Annotated in this window: 20 protein-coding genes; 8 read left to right on the top strand and 12 right to left on the bottom strand. The window is 69.0% G+C overall.

Annotation, left to right across the window (positions count from 1 at the left end):
• Nucleotides 1-51: 51 nt before the first annotated feature.
• Together G9Q37_RS05130 and G9Q37_RS05125 are read right to left on the bottom strand one after the other, a co-directional pair.
• Complete coding sequence (locus G9Q37_RS05130; protein WP_166225494.1) at nt 52-3,207, bottom strand: efflux RND transporter permease subunit; 3,156 nt, start codon at nt 3,205-3,207, stop codon at nt 52-54.
• A gap of 8 nt (nt 3,208-3,215) precedes the next feature.
• On the bottom strand, nt 3,216-4,325 hold the full coding sequence (locus G9Q37_RS05125; protein WP_166225491.1) for an efflux RND transporter periplasmic adaptor subunit: 1,110 nt from the start codon (nt 4,323-4,325) through the stop codon (nt 3,216-3,218).
• Between the two features lie 54 nt (nt 4,326-4,379).
• Here G9Q37_RS05125 and hpnC point away from each other — a divergent pair, with 54 nt between their 5' ends.
• The 3 genes from hpnC (at nt 4,380) to G9Q37_RS05110 (ending at nt 7,172) form a co-directional block, all read left to right on the top strand.
• Nucleotides 4,380-5,306: a squalene synthase HpnC gene (hpnC, locus tag G9Q37_RS05120; protein WP_166225488.1), complete on the top strand. Its 927-nt coding sequence runs from the start codon at nt 4,380-4,382 to the stop codon at nt 5,304-5,306.
• A 124-nt stretch (nt 5,307-5,430) separates the two neighbouring features.
• Nucleotides 5,431-6,186: an SDR family oxidoreductase gene (locus G9Q37_RS05115; RefSeq protein ID WP_166225485.1), complete on the top strand. Its 756-nt coding sequence runs from the start codon at nt 5,431-5,433 to the stop codon at nt 6,184-6,186.
• Between the two features lie 110 nt (nt 6,187-6,296).
• Nucleotides 6,297-7,172 carry a pirin family protein gene (locus tag G9Q37_RS05110; RefSeq protein ID WP_166225482.1) on the top strand — a complete coding sequence of 292 codons (876 nt, stop codon included), beginning with the start codon at nt 6,297-6,299 and terminating at the stop codon, nt 7,170-7,172.
• Between the two features lie 19 nt (nt 7,173-7,191).
• On the opposite strand, the gene G9Q37_RS05105 is transcribed toward G9Q37_RS05110, so the two are convergent.
• A complete protein-coding gene (locus G9Q37_RS05105) occupies nt 7,192-7,563 on the bottom strand; it encodes a hypothetical protein (protein WP_166225479.1) in 372 nt (123 codons plus the stop codon).
• A 174-nt stretch (nt 7,564-7,737) separates the two neighbouring features.
• On the opposite strand from G9Q37_RS05105, the gene G9Q37_RS05100 reads away from it, so the two are divergent.
• Nucleotides 7,738-8,430 (top strand): SOS response-associated peptidase, encoded by a 693-nt coding sequence (locus G9Q37_RS05100; RefSeq protein WP_166225476.1) that lies wholly within the window; start codon nt 7,738-7,740, stop codon nt 8,428-8,430.
• Here G9Q37_RS05100 and G9Q37_RS05095 read toward each other — a convergent pair.
• Nucleotides 8,384-9,592 (bottom strand): multidrug effflux MFS transporter, encoded by a 1,209-nt coding sequence (locus G9Q37_RS05095; RefSeq protein ID WP_166225473.1) that lies wholly within the window; start codon nt 9,590-9,592, stop codon nt 8,384-8,386. The genes G9Q37_RS05100 and G9Q37_RS05095 overlap by 47 nt on opposite strands.
• 108 nt (nt 9,593-9,700) lie before the next feature.
• On the opposite strand from G9Q37_RS05095, the gene G9Q37_RS05090 reads away from it, so the two are divergent.
• The 4 genes from G9Q37_RS05090 to G9Q37_RS05075 all read left to right on the top strand — a co-directional run bounded on the left by G9Q37_RS05090 (nt 9,701) and on the right by G9Q37_RS05075 (nt 11,940).
• Nucleotides 9,701-10,918: a hypothetical protein gene (locus G9Q37_RS05090; protein ID WP_166225470.1), complete on the top strand. Its 1,218-nt coding sequence runs from the start codon at nt 9,701-9,703 to the stop codon at nt 10,916-10,918.
• 102 nt (nt 10,919-11,020) lie between these two features.
• Nucleotides 11,021-11,278: a PIN domain-containing protein gene (locus G9Q37_RS05085; protein WP_166225467.1), complete on the top strand. Its 258-nt coding sequence runs from the start codon at nt 11,021-11,023 to the stop codon at nt 11,276-11,278.
• Between the two features lie 33 nt (nt 11,279-11,311).
• The gene (locus G9Q37_RS05080) at nt 11,312-11,629 is read left to right on the top strand and encodes a hypothetical protein (RefSeq protein WP_166225464.1); all 318 of its coding nucleotides are present in this window, start codon (nt 11,312-11,314) and stop codon (nt 11,627-11,629) included.
• Between the two features lie 152 nt (nt 11,630-11,781).
• Nucleotides 11,782-11,940: a hypothetical protein gene (locus G9Q37_RS05075; protein ID WP_166225461.1), complete on the top strand. Its 159-nt coding sequence runs from the start codon at nt 11,782-11,784 to the stop codon at nt 11,938-11,940.
• 58 nt (nt 11,941-11,998) lie between these two features.
• Here G9Q37_RS05075 and G9Q37_RS05070 read toward each other — a convergent pair whose 3' ends face one another.
• The 8 genes from G9Q37_RS05070 to G9Q37_RS05035 all read right to left on the bottom strand — a co-directional run bounded on the left by G9Q37_RS05070 (nt 11,999) and on the right by G9Q37_RS05035 (nt 19,623).
• A complete protein-coding gene (locus G9Q37_RS05070; RefSeq protein ID WP_166225458.1) occupies nt 11,999-12,853 on the bottom strand; it encodes a ComEC/Rec2 family competence protein in 855 nt (284 codons plus the stop codon).
• Nucleotides 12,854-12,855: 2 nt separating this feature from the next.
• A complete protein-coding gene (locus G9Q37_RS05065) occupies nt 12,856-13,524 on the bottom strand; it encodes a hypothetical protein (protein WP_166225455.1) in 669 nt (222 codons plus the stop codon).
• A gap of 203 nt (nt 13,525-13,727) precedes the next feature.
• Nucleotides 13,728-14,366 carry a YdeI/OmpD-associated family protein gene (locus G9Q37_RS05060; protein ID WP_205710724.1) on the bottom strand — a complete coding sequence of 213 codons (639 nt, stop codon included), beginning with the start codon at nt 14,364-14,366 and terminating at the stop codon, nt 13,728-13,730.
• Nucleotides 14,367-14,381: 15 nt separating this feature from the next.
• On the bottom strand, nt 14,382-15,659 hold the full coding sequence (locus G9Q37_RS05055; protein WP_166225452.1) for an O-acetylhomoserine aminocarboxypropyltransferase/cysteine synthase family protein: 1,278 nt from the start codon (nt 15,657-15,659) through the stop codon (nt 14,382-14,384).
• A gap of 18 nt (nt 15,660-15,677) precedes the next feature.
• Entirely contained in the window at nt 15,678-16,139 is a 462-nt protein-coding gene (locus G9Q37_RS05050) for a CoA-binding protein (protein ID WP_166225449.1), read from the bottom strand.
• 13 nt (nt 16,140-16,152) lie between these two features.
• Nucleotides 16,153-17,148, bottom strand: a complete 996-nt coding sequence (locus G9Q37_RS05045; protein ID WP_166225447.1) for an NADPH:quinone reductase — start codon at nt 17,146-17,148, stop codon at nt 16,153-16,155.
• A gap of 7 nt (nt 17,149-17,155) precedes the next feature.
• Nucleotides 17,156-17,962, bottom strand: a complete 807-nt coding sequence (locus tag G9Q37_RS05040; protein ID WP_166225444.1) for an enoyl-CoA hydratase — start codon at nt 17,960-17,962, stop codon at nt 17,156-17,158.
• A gap of 20 nt (nt 17,963-17,982) precedes the next feature.
• A complete protein-coding gene (locus G9Q37_RS05035) occupies nt 17,983-19,623 on the bottom strand; it encodes an acyl-CoA synthetase (RefSeq protein ID WP_166225441.1) in 1,641 nt (546 codons plus the stop codon).
• Nucleotides 19,624-19,671: the final 48 nt, after the last annotated feature.

The raw sequence follows: 19,671 nt of genomic DNA, 5'->3' as shown, positions 1-19,671 counted from the left end.
GAACTTGAGGCCTGAACATGTCGAAACATGTCAGGCCGGTATCGAAGCCGTTCAGGCCGTGGCAGCGGGCCGCTTCACGCGGAACCAGGCCGCGTACATCGCCGGCAGCGCGAGCAGCGTGAGCACCGTGGCCACCACCAGCCCGCCCATGATGGCCACCGCCATCGGGCCCCAGAACACGCTGCGCGAGAGCGGGATCATGGCCAGCACCGCGGCCGCGGCCGTGAGCACGATGGGCCGCATGCGGCGCACCGCGGCTTCCACGATCGCGTCCCAGGCGGGCACGCCGCGCGCGCGGTCCTGCTCGATCTGGTCGATCAGGATCACCGAGTTGCGCTGGATCATGCCCATGAGCGCGATCACGCCCAGCAGCGCCACGAAGCCGAAGGGCCGGTTGAGCAGCAGCAGCGCGCCCGCCACCCCTGCCATGCCCATGGGGCCGGTGAGGAACACCAGCATGGCGCGGCTGAAGCTTTGCAGTTGCACCATGAGCAGCGTGAACACGATGAACAGCATCAGCGGCACGCCCGCGGCGATCGAGGCCGAGCCCTTGCTGCTCTCCTCCACCGCGCCCGCCACCTCGATGCGGTAGCCCGTGCGGCCTTCGGTGAGCCAGCGCGCCTGGATCTCATCGAGCACCGGCTTGAGCTGCGCCGTCACGGTGGCGCCCTGCAGGCCCTCGACCACGTCGCTCTGCACGGTGATGGCGTACTCGCGGTTCTCGCGCCACATCACGCCCGGCTCCCAGCCGAAGCCCACCTTCACCACCTGCTGCAGCGGAATGGCCTGGCCGCTGGCCGTGGGCAGGTAGCTGTTGGCCAGATCGGTGAGCGCGTCGCGCTCGTCGAGCGGCTGGCGCAGCACGATGTCGATCAGCTCGTCGCCCTCGCGGTACTGGCCCACGGTGGAGCCCACCAGCGTGGTGCGCGAGGCCTGCGCGATGCTGGCCGTGGTGACGCCGAGCGCGCGCGCCTTGGCCTGGTCCACCTCGAGGCGGATCTGCTTGACCGACTCGTTCCAGTTGTCGTTCACGCCGCGCGTGTTGGGGTTCTTGGCCATCGCGGCGCGCACCTCGTCGGCCAGGCCGCGCAGCACCGCGGGGTCGCTGCCGACCACGCGGAACTGCACCGGATACGGCACCGGCGGCCCGTTGGGCAGCAGCTTCACGCGCCCGCGCACCTCGGGGAACTGCGTGGCCAGCAGCGTGGGCAAGGCCTTGCGGATGCGCTCGCGCTCGGCCAGGCTCTCGGGCAGCAGGATGAACTGCGCCACGTTGCTCTGCGGAAAGATCTGGTCGAGCGGCAGATAAAAGCGCGGCACGCCCGAGCCCACCCAGGTGCTCACGGCCTTCACGCCGGGCTCCTGCATGAAGCGCTGCTCCACGCGGCGCGACACCTCGTCCATGGCGTTGATGCTGCTGCCCTCGGGCAGCCAGATGTCCACCAAAATCTCGGGCCGGCTCGAATCGGGGAAGAACTGCTGCTGCACCTGGCCCATGCCCGCCAGGCCCAGCACGAAGGTGAGGATGGTGGCGCCGATGGTGAGCCAGCGGTGCTGCACGCACCAGTCCACCAGGCGCCGGAAGCGCTGGTACATGGGGCCGTCGAAGGCTTCGTGCGGCTCTCCCTCGGCCTTGGCCTTCACCTTGAGCAGCTTCACGCCCAGGTAGGGCACGAACACCACCGCCACCACCCACGAAATCAGCAGCGCGATCACCGTGACCGCGAAGATCGCGAAGGTGTATTCACCGGTGGTGGAGTTGGCCAGGCCGATGGGCAGGAAGCCCGCGGCCGTGATCAGCGTGCCCGTGAGCATGGGCATGGCGGTCGCGTCCCAGGTGAAGGTGGCGGCGCGGAACATGTCGTAGCCCTCTTCGAGCTTGCGCACCATCATCTCCACCGCAATGATCGCGTCGTCCACCAGCAGGCCCAGCGCGATGATCAGCGAGCCCAGCGAGATCTTGTGCAGGCCGATGTTGTAGTGGTTCATCACCAGGAAGGTGATGGCCAGCACCAGCGGGATGGTGATGAACACCACCAGGCCGGGCCGGGCGTCGAGCACGTAGCGGCGCAGGCCGGTGCCGCCGGGCCGACGGTGCAGGCCGAGCGCCAGGAAGCTCACCACCAGCACGATCACCACAGCCTCGATCAGCACCTTCACGAACTCGTTGACCGACAGCGTCACCGCGGCCGGCTGGTCCTGCACCTGCACCAGCGCCATGCCCGCGGGCAGCGTGCGTTCGATGTTGGCCACCACGCCCTTGAGCGCCTTGCCCAGGCGGATGATGTCGCCGCCCTTGGCCATGGAAATGCCCAGGGCCACCGCGTCCTGGCCGTCGTGGCGCACCAGCACCTCGGGCGGGTCGATGGTGGCGCGGTGCACCTCGGCGATGTCGCCCAGGCGGATGGTGCGGCCGTTGGCCGCGCGGATCGGCATGGCGCGCAGCTCGTCCACCGAATTGAAGCTGCCGTCCACGCGCACCTGCACCACGTCCAGCGGCGTCTGCACCGCGCCGGCCGAGGCCATGGCGTTCTGCTGGCCGAGCTGGTCGAGCACCTGGTTCAGGTCCAGCCCCAGCGTGGCCAGGCGCTTCTGCGAGGCCTCCACGTAGATCTTCTGCGCCTGCACGCCGAACAGCTCCACCTTGGCCACGTCGGGCACGTTGAGCAGTTGCTGGCGCACGTCCTCGGCCACGTCCTTGCGTTCGGCGTGGCTGAAGCCCGCGCCCTGCAGCGCGTAGATCACGCCGTAGACGTCGCCGAAGTCGTCGTTGAAGAACGGGCCCACCACGCCCGCGGGCAACTGCGCGCGCATGTCGCCCACCTTCTTGCGCACCGTGTACCAGAGCTGGCCCACCTCGGCCGGCGGCGAGGAATCGGCCACCTGGAACAGGATCAGCGCCTCGCCGGGCTTGGTGTAGGTGCGGATCTTGTCGGCATAGGGCACCTCCTGCAGCGTGCGCTCGATGCGGTCGGCCACCTGGTCGGCCACCTGTTCGGCCGTGGCGCCGGGCCAGAACACGCGCACCACCATCGCACGGAAGGTGAACGGCGGGTCCTCGTCCTGCCCGAGCTGGAAGTACGAGGCGATGCCGAACAGCATCAGCACCACCATGAGGTAGCGCGTGAAGGCCGGGTGTTCGAGCGCCCAGCGCGAGAGGTTGAAACGCGAGGCCCAGCCCGCGCCTTCGTTGTGCAGTTCCTGCATGGCCGGCCTCACTGCGCCGCGAAGCGCGTGACCTTCTGGCCGGCGCTCAGCACATGGCCGCCCGCGGCCACCACCTCGTCACCGGGCTTGAGGCCGTCCGCGATCACCACGCGGTTGCCGTCGGCGCCGGCCACCACCACGGGGCGGGCCTGCACCGTGCTGCTGGCGGCGTCGAACACCCACACCATGCTGCCCTTGCGGTCGCCCTCGCTGGAGCGCTGCACCGCGCTCGTGGGCAGGGTGATGGCCTGCGCGCCGCTCAGCGGCGTCTGCAGCGTGACGTAGGCGGTGGAGCCCAGCGGCAGCGGCGCGTTGCCCGGCAGCGCGAGCTTCACGAGGAAGGTGCGCGTGGTCGCGTCGGCGCTGGCCGCCACTTCGCGCACCGTGCCCTTGAGCGCCTGGGCGTCGGGCGTGCCGGCCCAGGGCCGCACCGTGGCGGGCGTGCCCGGTCGCACCAGCGCGAGCCGGTCTTCGGGCACCGCGAACACCACGTCGCGCGGGCCGTCCTGGGCCACCACCACCACCGGCGTGCCCGCCGACACCACCTGCCCCACCTCGGCCTGCACCGCGGTGACCACGCCCGCGCTGTCGGCCAGCAACCGGGCATACGCGGCCTGGTTGCCCTGCACCGAGCTCTGCGCCTGCGCCTGTTTCAGCGAAGCCTCGGCAGCGTCGAGCGTGGCCTGGCGGCGGTCGATCTCGGCGCCGCTCACGAAGCCCTGGGACTGCAGGTTCTTGAAGCGGTCGAGGTCGGCGCGCGCGAGATCGCGCTGGGTGCGCGCCGCGGCCACCGCGGCCTGTGCGGCCTGGCTCGAGAGCGCCAGGTCCTGCGCGTCGATGCGCGCGAGCAACTGGCCCGGCTTCACGCGCTGGCCCAGCTCGGCCGGGCGCTCCAGCAGCTTGCCGCCCACCCGGAAGCCCAGCCGCGATTCGACCTGGGCGCGCACCTCGCCCGCGTACTCGGCGCTGGCATCGAGCGCACCGGCCGACACCGTGACCAGCTTCACCGCGCGCACCGGCTCGGGGGCGGGCGCCGGCCGGGAACAGGCCGCCAGCGCGGCCACCAGGGCCAAGGCGCCCGTGCTCGTCACAATGCGGACAAAATGCGTCGCTTTCATGCGCTCAACCCCTTGTGGTGCTTGTTTTGACGGCCAAAGCGGTCAGCAGAATTAATGACTGACCGGTTAGTAACAGAAATTCTAGTGCATACCCCCACCCCTTCCAGCGCCAGCCATCCGGTCCCACCGGCGCCCGTGGCCTTCGGCGCGTCGGTGCAGCACTACGAGAACTTTCCCGTCGCCTCGTGGCTGTGCCCCGCGGCCTTGCGCCCGGCCATCGCGGCCATCTACCGCTTCGCGCGCCTGGCCGACGACTTTGCCGACGAGGGCGACCTGCCCGCCCCGGCGCGCCTGGCCCTGCTGGCCGACTACCGCGCCGAACTCGACGCCGCGCTGCAAGGCCAGCCGGCCACGCGCTGGCCCCAGGTGTTCGGCCCGCTGGTGCTCGGGGTGCGGCGCCACGCGCTCGACCCGGACCTGCTGCGCGCCCTGCTCAGCGCCTTCGAGCAAGACGTGCGCCACACCGCCAGCGGCCACCGCTACGCCGACCTGCCCGAGCTGCTCGACTACTGCAGCCGCTCGGCCAACCCCGTGGGCCGGCTGCTGCTGCAGTTGTGGAACGTGCGCCACGACGAAGCCCTGCAGCGCAGCGACCGCATCTGCAGCGCGCTGCAACTCATCAACTTCTGGCAGGACCTGAGCCGCGACCTGCCCACCGGCCGCGTCTACCTGCCCGCCAACGTGCTGCGCCGCCACGGCACCACCGTGCGCGACTTCATGCCCGACAGCGACGCGCGCGGGCGCGAGCGCCACGCCGTGGTGGCCGAGCTCTGCGCGCACGCGCGCGGCCTCATGCAGATGGGCGCGCCGCTGGTGCACGAGGTGCCGGGCCGCGCGGGCTGGGAACTGCGCCTGGTGGTGCAAGGCGGCCTGCGCGTGCTCGACCACATCGCCGCCATCGAGCACCGCAGCTGGGCCCAGCGCGTGACCGTGGACCGGCGCGACCTGCCGCTGCTGCTGTGGCGCGCGCTGTGGATGTGAGCGCGGCACCGCCCATCCGACGCCACGTCACAAACCGCCCGGGTGCGCCGTCTTGAGGGGCAGAGGACGCCCACCGGCCCAGCCGCACCCCGCGGGTCCTCGCCCCACCAACGAAGGACCGCACATGAAGATCGTGATCATCGGAGGCACCGGCCTCATCGGCACCCAGCTCGGCGCGCTGCTGCAGCAGCGCGGCCACACCGTGGTGGCCGCCGCCCCGTCCACCGGCGTGAACACCCTCACCGGCCAGGGCCTGGACGCGGCGATGCAGGGCGCGCAGGTGGTGGTGGACGCGAGCAACTCGCCGAGCTTCGAGGCCGAGGCCGTGATGCACTTCTTCGACACCTCCACGCGCAACATCACGCGGGCCGCGGCCGCCGCGGGCGTGAGGCATGGCGTGGCCCTGTCCATCGTGGGCGTGGACCAGCCGCCGGGCAATGCGTACTTCCACGCCAAGCTCGCGCAGGAACGCCTGCTCCGCGAGAGCGGCCTGCCCTACACCATCGTGCGCGCCACGCAGTTCCACGAGTTCATCGGCACCATCGCCGACAGCTACACGCGCGACGGCGTGGTGCACGCGCCCAGCGCGGGCATACAGACCATTGCCTCGGCCGACGTGGCCAGCGCGCTCGCCGACACCGCCCTCGGCGCGCCGCTGAACGGCTGGCGCGAGATCGGCGGCCCGCAGCGCATGGGCATCGACGCGCTGCTGCGCGACTACCTCGCCGCCGTGGGCGACCCGCGCACTGTGCGCACCGACGACAGCGCCGGCTACTTCGGCGCGCCGGTGCGGGCCAGCACGCTGCAGACCCGCGAGGGTGCGTGGATCGCACCCACCCCCTGGCAGGCCTGGCTCACGCGCCGCACCCAAACCGCCTGAACGCGGGCCCAACGCCGGCCTGAACCCCTGGCTTGGAAGGGGCGTTTTCATCCCCATATGCTCCGGTGTTCGCCCTGGCCACCGGGGCTGCTCACCGGAGAGAAAGCCCCATGCTCAAGCCGATCCAGGCCGTTCACCACGCACCGCGCCCCCATTGGGTGGGCGACGGTTTTCCCGTGCGCTCGCTGTTCAGCTACGGCGACCACGGCGCCGCGCTGAGCCCCTTCCTGCTGCTCGATTACGCCGGCCCCGCGCAATTTCCGCCCGCGCAGCAACCGCGCGGCGTGGGCGTGCACCCGCACCGCGGCTTCGAGACGGTGAGCATCGTGTACGAGGGCGAGGTGGCGCACCGCGACTCCACCGGCGCGGGCGGCACCATCGGCCCCGGCGACGTGCAGTGGATGACCGCGGCCTCGGGCATCCTGCACGAGGAATTCCACTCGCCCGAATTCACGCGCCGCGGCGGCCCGCTGGAAATGGTGCAGCTCTGGGTGAACCTGCCCGCGCGCAGCAAGATGCAGCCGCCCGGCTACCAGAACATCCTCGACGCCGACATCCCCTCGGTGCCCCTGCCCGACGGCGCGGGCCGCGTGCGCGTGATCGCCGGCGACTACCAGGGCCACGCCGGCCCCGCGCGCACCCACACGCCCATGGACGTGTGGGACCTGCGCCTGAACGCGGGCCAGCGCACCCGCCTGCCCCTGGTGAACGGCCACACCGCCGCGCTGGTGGTGCTGCGCGGCCGCGTGCGGGTGAACGGCGAGGCCGAGGCCAGCGACGCGCAACTGGTGCAATTGGGCCGCAAAGGCGAGGCGCTCGACATCGAGGCCAGCACCGACGCCGTGCTGCTGTTCCTGGGCGGCGAGCCCATCGACGAACCTGTGGTGGGCCACGGCCCCTTCGTGATGAACACCCGCGAGGAAATCATCCAGGCCTTCCACGACTTCCAGAACGGGCGCTTCGGGCAGATGGCGGCCAGCGCCTGAGCGGCGGGGCGCGGCGCGCTCAGCCCGGCAACACCTCGTCCACCCGCATCACCCGCGGCGGCGACAACTGCACCACCAACGAACACACAAACAGCGCCAGCAACAGCCCTTGCGCGGCCAGCAGGCCCAGGCTCTTGTGGGGCGCGCCCGCCAGGGCGCACAGGTGCACCACCGACAAGGGATGGGCGAGCAGCACCACCGCGCCGGCGAGGCAGGTGATGGCGTAGGCGGGGCAGTTCATGGCGGTCATCAGGTCGGCGCAGCCCGCGTGCAGCACATGGGGCCCCAGGCCGGCCCCCGAAGGCGGCGGCCGGTTGTGCAGCAGGCAGCACGACAGCATGGCACCCAGGGTGCATGACGCAACCAGAGACAAAAGCAGCAGGCCGTTCACGAACAGCCCCTTCCAGCAGCCATGTGGGCCTCCCTCTGCCTTGGGGACGGTCGTCCGGACTCAGGCGGGCGGATTCTGTGGGGCGATTGGGCCGGGCGTTGGGCGGGGGAGTATCGGCTGGCGGTACAAATCAGCGCATCGTCAGCAGAATCCCCGTCCGCCCGGCATCACCCCATGTGCACCCGCTACCTCACCCCCACCCAGGCCGCGATCGAAGACGAATGGCACCTGGGCCGCGCCAACAGCGAGGCCTTCATCCGCCCCGTGTTCGGGCGCGAGCTGTACCCGCGCCAGCCCGGCCCCTTCATTCGCCGCGCGCGCGACGACGCCGGCTACAGCCGCGAACTGGTGGTGGGCCGCTGGGGCCTGATCCCCCCGTTTTCCGCCACGCCGGAGGTGAAGTTCGCGACCTACAACGCGCGCTCGGAAGAGATGCGCAGCAAGGCCAGCTTCAAGGACGCGTGGGCGCGCGGACAACGCTGCATCGTGCCCGCCACCCTCTTCTACGAACCCAACTGGGAGACCGGCCGCAACGTGTGGTGGCGCTTCCAGCGCGCCGACGGCGCGCCTTGGGGCCTGGCGGGCCTGTGGCACCGCTGGATCGACCGCAAGACCGGCGAGGCGCACGAGTCGTACACCATGCTCACGCTGGGTGCCAACGGCCACCCGCTGATGGGCCGCATGCACAAGCCCGAGCTCGACCCGGCCACCAAACAGCCCCTGCCCGCCGACCAGCAGGACAAGCGCAGCGTGATCCCCATCGAGCGCGGCGACGTGGACCTGTGGCTGGCCGGCACCGTGGCGCAGGCCCAGGCCCTGCTCAGGTTGGCGCCGGCCGACGATTTCGACGCCGAGCCCGAAGCGTGAGCCCCATGAGCGCGAAGCTCGTGAGCGAGCCCGCGGCCATGCCCGCCACCATGGGCAGCGGCGCGCCGTTGGCGAACGCGCCCACCACCCCCATGGCCACCGCGCCCACCAGCATCTGCAACGTGCCCATGAGCGCCGACGCCGTGCCCGCGATGGGCCCGTGCTTTTCCAGCGCAAGCACCGACACCGTGGGAATCACCAGCCCCATGAACGCGCTCGCGATGAAATTGAGCGCAATCAACACCGGCAACTGGTCGCCCCCGAACAGGTAGTAGCCCAGCAGCAAGGCGTTGAACGCGGCCGATGCGGTGGACGCCACCTTCACCATGGGCACCAGCCCGAAGCGCCGACCCAGGTGGCTGGTGAACTGCGAAGCGCCGATGAAGGCCACCGCGTTCACCGAGAAGGCCAGGCTGTACTGCGTGGGCGTGAGCCCGTAGTGGTTGATGAGCACGAAGGGCGAGCCCGCGAGGAACACGAAGAAGCCCGCGAGCGCCGCGCTGCCAATGCCCACCAAGCCCAGGTAATGCGCATCGCGCAGCAGTACGCCGTAGGCGCGCAGCGCGCTGCCCAGGCTGCTCTCGAGCCGCTGCTCGCGCGTGCGGGTTTCGGCCAGCGTGGCGTACACCATCGCCAGCCCCGCGAGCGCCGCCAGGCCCACGGCCCAGAACACCGCGCGCCAGCCGCTCAGCGCGATCACCGCACTGCCCGCGAGCGGCGCGAGGATGGGCGACACGCTGAACACCAGCATCAGCAGGGACATGAGGCGCGCCGCGTCGGTGCCGGTGTGCAGATCGCGCACCACGGCCCGCGGAATGGCCATGCCCGCGGCCGCGCCCAGGCCCTGCAGAAAACGCAGGGCCACCAGCGTCTCGATCTGCGAGGCCAGCGCGCAGCCCACGCTGGCCAGCGCGAACAGCCCCAGCCCGAAATACAGCGGCGGCTTGCGGCCCACCATGTCGGACACCGGGCCGTACAACAACTGGCCCACGCCAATGGCAATGAAGAACGCCGTGAGGCTCATCTGCACCGCGCCCACGGGCGCGTTCAGCGCGCGCCCGATCTCGGGCAGCGCAGGCAAGTACATGTCGATGGCGAAAGGGCCGATGGCCGAGATCAGGCCCAGGATCAGGGCCATGCGGAGGAAGGAACGGGAAGGCATGGGGGGATTGTCGCCGGGGGCTGCAAGGGCCCAGGCCATGCCCAGGCATACCCACGCCGTTCGCGTTCGGCTAGGCTGCGAGCCAACCAGACTCCGGGAGGCCACACCATGGGATTCGCCACCACCGCTTTGGACCAGGCCTACGCGCATGTGATGGCCATGGCCGAACGACACCCGGACTTCATCGGCTTTGACGACCACCACAGCGCCCGCTTCGATGACGACACGCGCATGGCGCGTGAGGACGACGACCCGCGTGACGCGTCCATCCGCGATCAGGCGGCCGAGCGCGATGCACGCCTGCGCGATCACGCGCAAGCGCTGGGCGCGCTGCGCGACGAGCGCCTCGCCGACGCCCTGCCCTGCTTTCTGTGCGGCTTTGCGCTGCGCTCACTGATCGAGCACGCCAACAGCTTCTGCCCCGGCAACCGCCTGCAGCAACTGGCCACCGCGCGCGTGCTGGCCTCGCGCATCAGCCACGACGCCTATGCGAGTGTGAGCGGCATACGCTGGCGGGAAGCGCGGGGAGATGAGCAAGGCAGCGCGCTCATCACAGCCATGGAGCAGATCGCACGCCCGGTGTTCGAAGCGCTCGAAGGCGAGGCCCGCGAGGCCCTGCTGCAGCGGGTGAGCCTCATGCTGATCCGGCACTGGCAAAGCGCCACCGCCGCCTCCAACCAGACCGCGCCCAGCGCCGCGCAGCGCGGCGCGCAAACCCTCAAACACACCGTGATCGTGCACGGCACCTGGGCCGCCGACACCGACTGGTGGCGCGACCCGGCCGGCCTGCCCGGTGGCGTGGCGCCCGCCGACAGCCTGTGGCACCACCTGCACCGCGCGGGCGTGAGCGATCTGGTGGGCCACCCCAATGAGTTCAGCTGGTCGGGCAAGAACAGCGATGCCGCGCGCCGCGTGGGCGCCGAACACTTCGTGCATTGGTGGCAGGCCATGGGGCGCCCCCTGCTCGACGTGGTGGCGCACAGCCACGGCGGCAATGTGGTGATGCGCGCCCTGGCCCTGCAGCCCGCCCTGCGGCTGCGCCGCCTGGTGCTGCTGGGCACCCCGGCGCGCATCGAATGCCCGCCGAGCGCGCACCAGACCGAGCAGCAACACAACGTCTATTCAGACCACGACAGCGTGCAGGTGATGGGCAGCGTTGGCGGCCAACGCGGCGAGGGCCGCACACAGAGCGACCACCTGCAAAGCACCAACCTCTACCGGCCCACGTGGACGGGCACGGGCGGCGTGGTGCACAAGGCGGGGCACAGCGATCTGCACGAGCCGGCGTTCTGGCAGGCGCACAGGCTGCGGGATTTGTTGGCGTGAGCACATCCCCCCGATGAGGGATGACACCGCGCCACAAGCTTTTGGCCTTCGGCTAGCCTCGCTGTAACAACGCGTTTCAACGCGAACAAGGAGGGAGCCGGGGTGACCACGCCCACCAATCACGTCCTCATCGACTACGAAAACGTGCAGCCCGATCTGGCGGCACGCCTATCGCCATCGGTGTTCAAGGTGTGGGTGTTCGTGGGCGCCACGCAAAGCAAGGTGAAGTACGACCTGGTGGAATTGCTGCAGGCCAAGGGCAGCGACGCCAAGGTCATCAAGATGGGTGGCGTCGGCAAGAACGCGCTCGACTTCCACATGGCCTACCAATTGGGCGCGCTCTGCACGCAAGAGCCCTAGGCCTACTTTCATGTGATTGCCAAAGACACGGGCATGGACCCGCTGCTGGAGCAATTGCGCAGGAACGGTTTGCACGCGCATCGCTGGGGCGATGTGGCGGAGATTCCGCTGTTCCAACCCAAACCACCGGCCCAACTGCCCGACGACGACAAGCTGTCGCGCGTGATCGAGTACCTGATCGACCGGGGCAAACAACGGCCGGCTTCGCTCAAGACGCTGATGGGCACGATTGCGTCGCGGTTTCAGCCGAAGTTGTCGGAGGAGGAAGCGGGGGCGATGGTGGAGCAGTTGAAGGCGACGGGGGTGGTGGCGTTGGAGGGGGCGAGGGTTAGGTATGGGTTGCCGGATTGAGAGTTTTGCAACTGTTGGCTGTCTGCTATGCAGCGAGAGCGGACAACCACGCCGGTCAATCGCCTTCCCGAAAGCTGTCATAGGGGAGCATGCGCGGCATGCGACCTCGTCGCGGAGAGATGCCGCAACCAACTGAGTGACAGACCGGCAGCTTGTTCAAATTCGGCTCCACGGCCAAGTTCGTCATGGTCGGCCACTCTAACGATACCGCTGTCGAGAAGCTCATCACGGCCGCGTTCCTTTGCGGTGGCAACATTAACCTCGACCTGGGCTGCCTGCAACTCATCGTCCCGGATGACCTGGAAGCCTGAGTCGGACGCCCTCGCAAGGGCGCGTCCACCAGGGGGCGCTTCGGTGGGTCATTTCCCTTTAGCTCACAATGCAGTACCCGTTCTGAAACGAGAACATCAGTTCGCCATCGCTGCGGGTGGTCAGCACGCGCCGAAGACCCTGGTCGCGGCGGAAACCCGTAATGCCCTGTGCCTTACTGCCGTAGTAATTAGTAGTCTCCTGCGTCGCGTGCTGCTTATAGTCGTCCGAAATGACCACCAGCTTCGGGCGACATCCCCAGTTGTCGAACATCTCTTCGCAAATGCCGTTGTCCCTGCCGTGATGCGCTGCGACCAGCACGTTCACCTCGCAGACGATAGCTCTGAACCGCGCGTTGGTGTTTAGCAGGTTGCGGAAGCCACGCTTCTCCATATCGCCCGGAAACATGAACTTGAAGCCGTAGACGTCAAGGACGACGACTAAGCTCAGGTTGTTTTCATCATCGAAGTAGGGGTAGGGGTTCCAAAACCACTCTACGCTGACACCGTTGGGCAGAGGGAATTGGGTGCCAGCGACATCCAACTGCGGGAAGTGCGTCAGGACTCGCACGAGCGCGTCAATTCCTCGGCCCATGCCGTCCTCACTCTTTAGGTGCGAGATAGTTGCGGGAGTCACCGCAGGATTCCGCAGAATTCTGTGGACATTGATGCCCTGCTCAATCAGGTTCCTGAAGCCGGAGACGTGGTCTTCATCGTAGTTGGTGATGACCATCAACTGCAACTCCGTGACGCCCAGCTGTTTCAGATGAGGCCCGGGATACCACTGCGTCGATGCGTTGTGGCCGCAGTCGATGAGAATGCGGTGGCAATTGCCCGCCGGCGGCATCGTCAAAAGCGCGCACGCGCCGTGCTCTACGTTGAAGATTTGAAGCGCGCCATCGTGAAGTGGTAGCACTATCAGCTCTCCTTGCTGTGAGCAAAGGACGTGAACACTTCCACCGCGTAGTGCCTGTAGAACTTCAGGTAGCGGAACGTCATGCCGACGCCGACGGCGGTGGCGGCCAACGACCAATACAACCGCTCGTCAGGTCCGTTGCCCCAGCGGTATGACCAATAGAGTAGCCCTGCGTCCACGAAGGCGACGAGAGCAGTGTTTCGGCAGAAACCGTAGAGGTTTAGAAAGTTGTCGAGGCGGCTCATAACGACAGGCGTTGCACGAGCATTGGCGAACGCTGCCCAGAACAAGCCCTCACCGGGGCTCGTAATGCCGGTTGCCTTGCCCCTATCGAGTGCTGCTTTCCGTGTCTGATCAGGGAGAGCCGAGAAGTAACCGGGCATTAGCTGCCGCACCCACGCCCATGCCCTTGGTTGGCCGAACAACACGTTCCGCGGATAGCCGAGCAGCTTGCCAACAAGGAGGCGCTCGAACACCAAGGAGGACAGACTTGCGACGAGCTGGCCCACTGCATACGCGGCCGACACGGCCACCACGCCTTGCACGACGGTCCAGCTGTCGCGAGCGAGCAGTCCTGTGCCGGCCACTAGGTCAGCGATGAACAGGAACAGGAAGCCTGCCGACAGGTACGCCCAAAAGTCGTAGCTGGTGAATGGAATCTTGTTCTCCATAGCTCCCCTTGTTGTTTGTTCATTTTCGCCGATGCCTCGGCAAGGGCGGGCGCTGCTCCAAAGAGACGGCTGAAACTGCCGCGGCCACAGGATCCGCGTCGCACTCGGAGGCAACAAAGCCGTCGTTGACCAGCGTCCGACTTCAGTCTGTAGCCGCCTATCAAGCACCGTAATCGAAAGCCCTGACCTAGCCCCCATCCCCCTCACCTCTCATTCACCCCCTTCCCCTCCAACACCCTCCCCCGCATCCGCTCAATCCGCGCCACCCGCGTGGTCGATGTCTTGGCCGAGCCCAGGTGGATCACGTAGCTGCGCTGCCTGCCCGGCGTGAGGCGGTGAAAAGCTTCGGCCAGTTCGGGGTCGGCGTCGAGCGCGTCCACGAGTTCGGGGGGCAGTTCGATGGCATGCACCTCCTTGGGCGGCAGCAGGCCCGCCTCGGCGTAGCCCATGGCTTCGCGCAGGTAGGCGCTGATCACGGCCTCGCGTTCGGCCACTTGCGCGGCATCGGTGAACGGCAGCATGTCGGCGTGGCGCGTGTTGGCGCCCAGGCGCTGCAGCACGCCTTCGGGGTCTTGCATGAGCGCGGCGTTGAAGAACACCAGCCTGAAATCACCGCGCAGGGCGCCAATGAGCGCGATGTTGCGGCCCGCGTGCATGTAGCAGGGGTGGCCCCATTTCGCGGTTTCGGTGAGGCCGGCGTGGCGGCAGATGCGGCGCAGCGCCAGCAGGCCTTCGGCCCAGCGCCGCGCTGAACAATCGGCGGTGGCAAAGCGCTCGCAGCGGCCGCAGCCCTGGGCGAAGAAGTCGTCCACGTTCGTGATCATCTTCGCGCTGCCCGGCATGGCCTGGCTCCCGGGTCAGGCGCGCGTGAGCGCCTGGTCCACGTCCCACAGGATGTCGTCGATGTGCTCCAGCCCCACCGAGATGCGGACCATGTCGGGCAGCACGCCGGCCGCGCGTTGCTGGGCTTCGTCGAGCTGGCGGTGGGTGGTGCTCGCGGGGTGGCTGATCAGGGTCTTGGTGTCGCCGATGTTCACCAGGTGGCTCATGAACTGCGCGCCTTCAATGAAGCGCACGCCCGCCTCGGCCCCGCCCTTCACGCCAAAGGCCAGCAGGCCCGAGGCGCCGCGCATCTGGCGCTGCATGAGCGCGTGTTGCGGGTGGTCTTGCAGGCCGGGGTAGTTCACCCAGCTCACGCGCGGGTGGTCTTTCAGGAACTGGGCCAGGGCCAGGGTGTTGCTGCAGTGGCGCTCCATGCGCAGGGGCAGGGTCTCCACGCCCTGCAATATCTGCCAGGCGCTGGTGGGCGCCAGCGATGCGCCGAACACGCGCAGGCCTTCCATGCGGCAGCGCATGCTGAAGCCGAAGTTGCCGAACGTCTCGTAAAACTTCACGCCGTGGTAGCCGGGGCTGGGCTCGGTCATGCCGGGGAACTTGCCGTTGTCCCAGGGGAACGTGCCGGCCTCCACCACCACGCCGCCCAGCGTGGTGCCGTGGCCCGCGAGGTACTTGGTGGCGCTGTGGATGACGATGTCGGCCCCGAAGGCCACGGGGTTGCACAGCGCGGGGCTGGGCACGGTGTTGTCCACGATCAGGGGCACGCCGTGGGCGTGGGCCACGTCGGCAATGGCCCGGATGTCGAGCACCACCATGCTGGGGTTGCCCAGGGTTTCGGCGTACACCGCGCGCGTGTTGGGGCGCATGGCGGCGGCAAAGGCCTCGGGCTTCGTGGCGTCCACAAAGGTGGTTTCGATGCCGAACTTGCGCAGGTTCACGGCCAGCATGGTCACGCTGCCGCCGTAGAGCGCGCCCGCGGCCACCACGTGGTCGCCGGCCTGCAGCAAGGTGGTGAGGGCCAGGGTTTCAGCGGCCATGCCGCTGGCGCAGGCCACGGCGGCGCGCGCGCCTTCGAGCGCGGCCACGCGCTCTTCGAGCGCGCACACCGTGGGGTTGCTCAGGCGCGAATACACGTTGCCGAAGGTCTGCAGGTTGAACAGGCTGGCCGCGTGCTCGGCGCTGTCGAACACAAAGCTGGTGGTCTGGTAGATGGGCAGCGCGCGCGAGCCGGTGCTGCTGTCGGGGATCTGCCCGGCGTGGATGGCCAGGGTTTCGGGGCGGAATTGACGGTCGGCCATGGCTTGCTGGTTCAGGGCTTATTGAGGCCGCTTGGCCGAGATGACCTTGGTGTTCACGCCCGCCCAATGCAGGCCGCCGAACAGGCGCGCGTGTTCGATCTTCACGCAGCGGTCCCACACACTGTCGAGCCCGGCGGCGGTGGCGATGCGGTCGGCCTCTGCGCTGCGCAGGCCCAGTTGCTGCCACAGGCATTTGGCGCCAATGGCCACGGCGCTCTGCGCGATGGGGGGAATGTCGGCCTCCTTGCGGAACACGTCGACCATGTCCACGGGGAAGGGAATGTCTTCGAGCCGGGCGTAGCTGGTTTCGCCCAGGATCTCGGGGTACCTGGGGTTCACCGGCACGATGCGGTAGCCGTGTTCTTGCATGTACTTGGCCGCGAAGTAGCTGGGCCGGTGCCACTCGGCCGAGAGGCCGACCACGGCGATGGTGCGGCAGTCCTTGAGCACGCGCCGCAGGGTGGGGATGTCGTCTTGCATGTCGGGTGCGGGTTCAGCTGGCCGGGCCCACCTGTAGCACCACGTTGCCCAGGGCCTGGCCGCTTTCCACGCGCTCGTGCGCGGCGGCAATCTGGTCCAGGGGCAGGCGCTGGTCGATCAGGTGCTGCAACGCGCCGCGTTCGAGCAGGCGCGTGAGCGTGGCGGTGGCGCGGGCGCGGTCGGCCGCGGTGAGGTGGTAGACCATGAAGAACTTGAGCTGCAGGTTCTTCACGATCAGCGGGTAGAAGGGCAAGGCCATGGGCGAGGCGCCGCTGCCGTACACCACGCACTCGGCGTTGGGCTTGAGCATCTCCAGGTTGGCCGCGGCGTTGGCGGCCATGTCGAGCTCGATGATGCGGTCCACGCCCTGCCCTTGCGTGAGCTCGGCCACGCGCTGCACCAGGGCTTCGGTCTTGTAGTTCACCACGTCGTCGGCGCCGGCCTCGCGCGCCACGCGGGCTTTGGTGTCGCTGCTCACGGTGGTGATCACGCGGGCCGCGCCGAGCTGGCTCGCCATCTGCACCGCGTAGTGGCCCACCGCGCCCGCGCCGCCGGTCACGAGCACGGTCTTGCCGGCCACGCCGCCGTCCATGAGCACGGCGTGCAGCGCGGTGAGCGCGGGAATGCCCAGGCAGGCGCCGGCCTCGCCGCTCACGCCCTCGGGCAGGCGCACGGCCTGGGCCTCGGGCAGGCACAGCCATTCGCAGGCGGTGCCGTGCGCGCGGCCCCAGGCGGCGTTCCACAGCCACACGCGCTCGCCCAGGCGCGTGCGGCTCACGCCCTCGCCCACCGCGTCGATCACGCCGCTGCCGTCGCTGTGCGGCACGATGCGCGGGAACGGCAGGGTCTTGCTGCGCAGGCCGGCGCGGCTTTTCACGTCGGACGGGTTCACGCCCGACCACAGCACGCGCACCCGCACCTCGCCCGCGGCGGGTTCGGGCATGGGCAGTTCGGCCACGCGCAGCACCTCGCGGGCCGGGCCCACGCTTTCGTAGAAGGCGGCTTTCATGCGCGGCTCACCAGTTGGGTTGGCGTTTGTCGATGAAGGCCTGCACGCCTTCGAGCGCGCTCGGGTCCATCATGTTGCAGGCCATGGTGCGCGCGGCGTCTTCGTAGGCCGCGGCCATGCCCACTTCGAGCTGGCGGTAGAACAGCCCCTTGCCCGCGGCAATCGCCACGCGCGGCTTGGCCACGATGCTGTCGACCAGCTTCGCCACCTCGGCGGGCACGTCGGCCGCGTCCACCACGCGGTTCACCAGGCCCTGGGCCTTGGCCTCGTCGGCGCTGATGAAGGCGCCCGTCACCAGCATCTCGAAGGCGGCCTTGCGGCCCAGGTTGCGGCTCAGCGCCACGCTGGGCGTGCTGCAGAACAGGCCCAGGTTCACGCCGCTCACCGCAAACTTCGCGTCGCGCGCGCTCACGGCCAGGTCGCACATGGCCACGAGCTGGCAGCCCGCGGCGGTGGCAATGCCCTGCACCTGCGCGATCACGGGCACGGGCAGGGCCTGCAGCGCCATCATGAAGCGGCCGCACTGCGCGAACAGGCGGTTGTAGTAGTCGAGCGAGGGCTCGGCGCGCATTTCCTTGAGGTCGTGGCCGGCGCAGAAGGCCTTGCCTTCGGCGGCCAGCACCACCACGCGCGCGCCTTCGTCGGCGGCCACACGCTCCACCGCGGCCTGCAGCGCGGCCAGCATGGCTTCGCTCAGTGCGTTGAAGGCCTGCGGGCGGTTGAGCGTGAGGGTGACCACGCCGCGCGCGTCGCGCTCGTAGCGCACGGGGGCATTCGGATCCTGCGCGAGCGCGGGGTCGAGTCGATCGTTCATGGCGGGGGCCTCGGGTGGCGTCATTCGATGGCGCTCGAGCTCTTGGCGCGTTCGCGCAGCTCGAACTTCTGGATCTTGCCGGTGCTTGTCTTGGGAATGGGCTCGAAGCGCACGGCCTTGGGCACCTTGTAGCCGGCCAGCAGCGTGCGGCAATGGGCAATGAGCTCGGCCTCGGTGGTCTGCGCGCCAGGGCGCAGCTCCACATAGGCCAGCGGGCTCTCGCCCCACTTCGGGTCGGGCCGCGCCACCACGGCGCAGGCCAGCACCGCGGGGTGGCGGTAAAGCGCGTCTTCCACCTCGATGGAGCTGATGTTCTCGCCGCCGCTGATGATGATGTCCTTGCTGCGGTCCTTGATCTTCACGTAGCGGTCGGGTTCGAGCACGGCCAGGTCGCCGGTGTGGAACCAGCCGCCCTCGAAGGCCTTGGCGGTGGACGCCGGGTTCTTGAGGTAGCCCTTCATCACGATATTGCCGCGGAACATGATCTCGCCCATGGTCTGGCCGTCGGCGGGCACCTCGGTCATGGTCTCGGGGTCCATCACGGTCATGCCCTCTTGCAGCGGATAGCGCACGCCCTGGCGGCCGTTCAGGCGCACCTGCTCGCCCAGCTCGGCCTCGGCCCAGCTCGGCCGCGCCACCGCCACCGACGCGGGGCCGTAGACCTCGGTGAGGCCGTACACGTGGGTGATCTGAAAGCCCATGCGCGCCATGCCTTCGATCATGGCCGCGGGCGGCGCCGCACCGGCCACCATGCCGCGCACCGCGCCGATGCCGTCCTTGAGCGCCGGGTTCTCGGCCACCGCCGAGATGATGCCGTTGTGCACGATGGGCGCGGCGCAGTAGTGGTTCACGCCGTGATCGCGCATGGCCGCGAGGATGGCCTGCGGCTCCACGCGGCGCAGGCACACGTGCACGCCGGCCTGCAGCGCCACCGTCCACGGAAAGCACCAGCCGTTGCAATGGAACATGGGCAGCGTCCAGAGGTAGCGCGGAAACTGCGGCATGGTCCAGGTGACCACGTTGCTCACCGCGTTCAGGTAGGCGCCGCGGTGGTGGGTGACCACGCCCTTGGGGTCGCCCGTGGTGCCGCTGGTGTAGCTCACGGCGATCGCGTCCCACTCGTTGGCGGGGCCGTCCAGGCGCGGCAGCGGTTCGTGCGCGGCCAGCAGGGCCTCGTACTCGTGCGCGCCCAGGCGCTCGCCGGGGCCGGTGTATTCGCTGTCGCACACGTCGATCACCACGATGTCGCGGCCCAGGGCCGCCAGCGCCTTGGCCACCACCGGCGCGAACTCGCGGTCGGCGATCAGCACCTTGGCCTCGCAGTGGTTCATCTGCCAGGCCAGCAGCGGCGCGTCGAGCCGGGTGTTGAGCGTGTTGATGACCGCGCCCAGCGCGGGAACGGCGTAATGGGCCTCGACCATTTCGGGCGTGTTCGGCAGCAGGGTGCTCACCGTGTCGCCGTGGCCGATGCCGAGCGCGCGCAGCGCCGCGGCCAGCCGCGCCGAGCGCTCGCGCACCTGCGCCCAGGTATAGCGGCGTGCGCCGTGCACGGTGGCGGGCATGTCGCCGAAGACCTCGGCGGTGCGCTCCACGAAGCTCACGGGCGACAGGGCCACGTGGTTGGCCGGGGTGGGGTCCAGGTGCTGGTCGTAGATGTTCATGAGGGCATCGTAAGTGAGCGTTCAAGGGGCGCGGCAGCGGGGCTTTCC

The sequence above is a fragment of the Hydrogenophaga crocea genome (genome assembly GCF_011388215.1).
Classification (GTDB): domain Bacteria; phylum Pseudomonadota; class Gammaproteobacteria; order Burkholderiales; family Burkholderiaceae_C; genus Hydrogenophaga; species Hydrogenophaga crocea.
The sequence above is the reverse complement of the archived record's forward strand: the minus strand, read 5'-3'. Positions and strand labels throughout refer to the sequence as shown.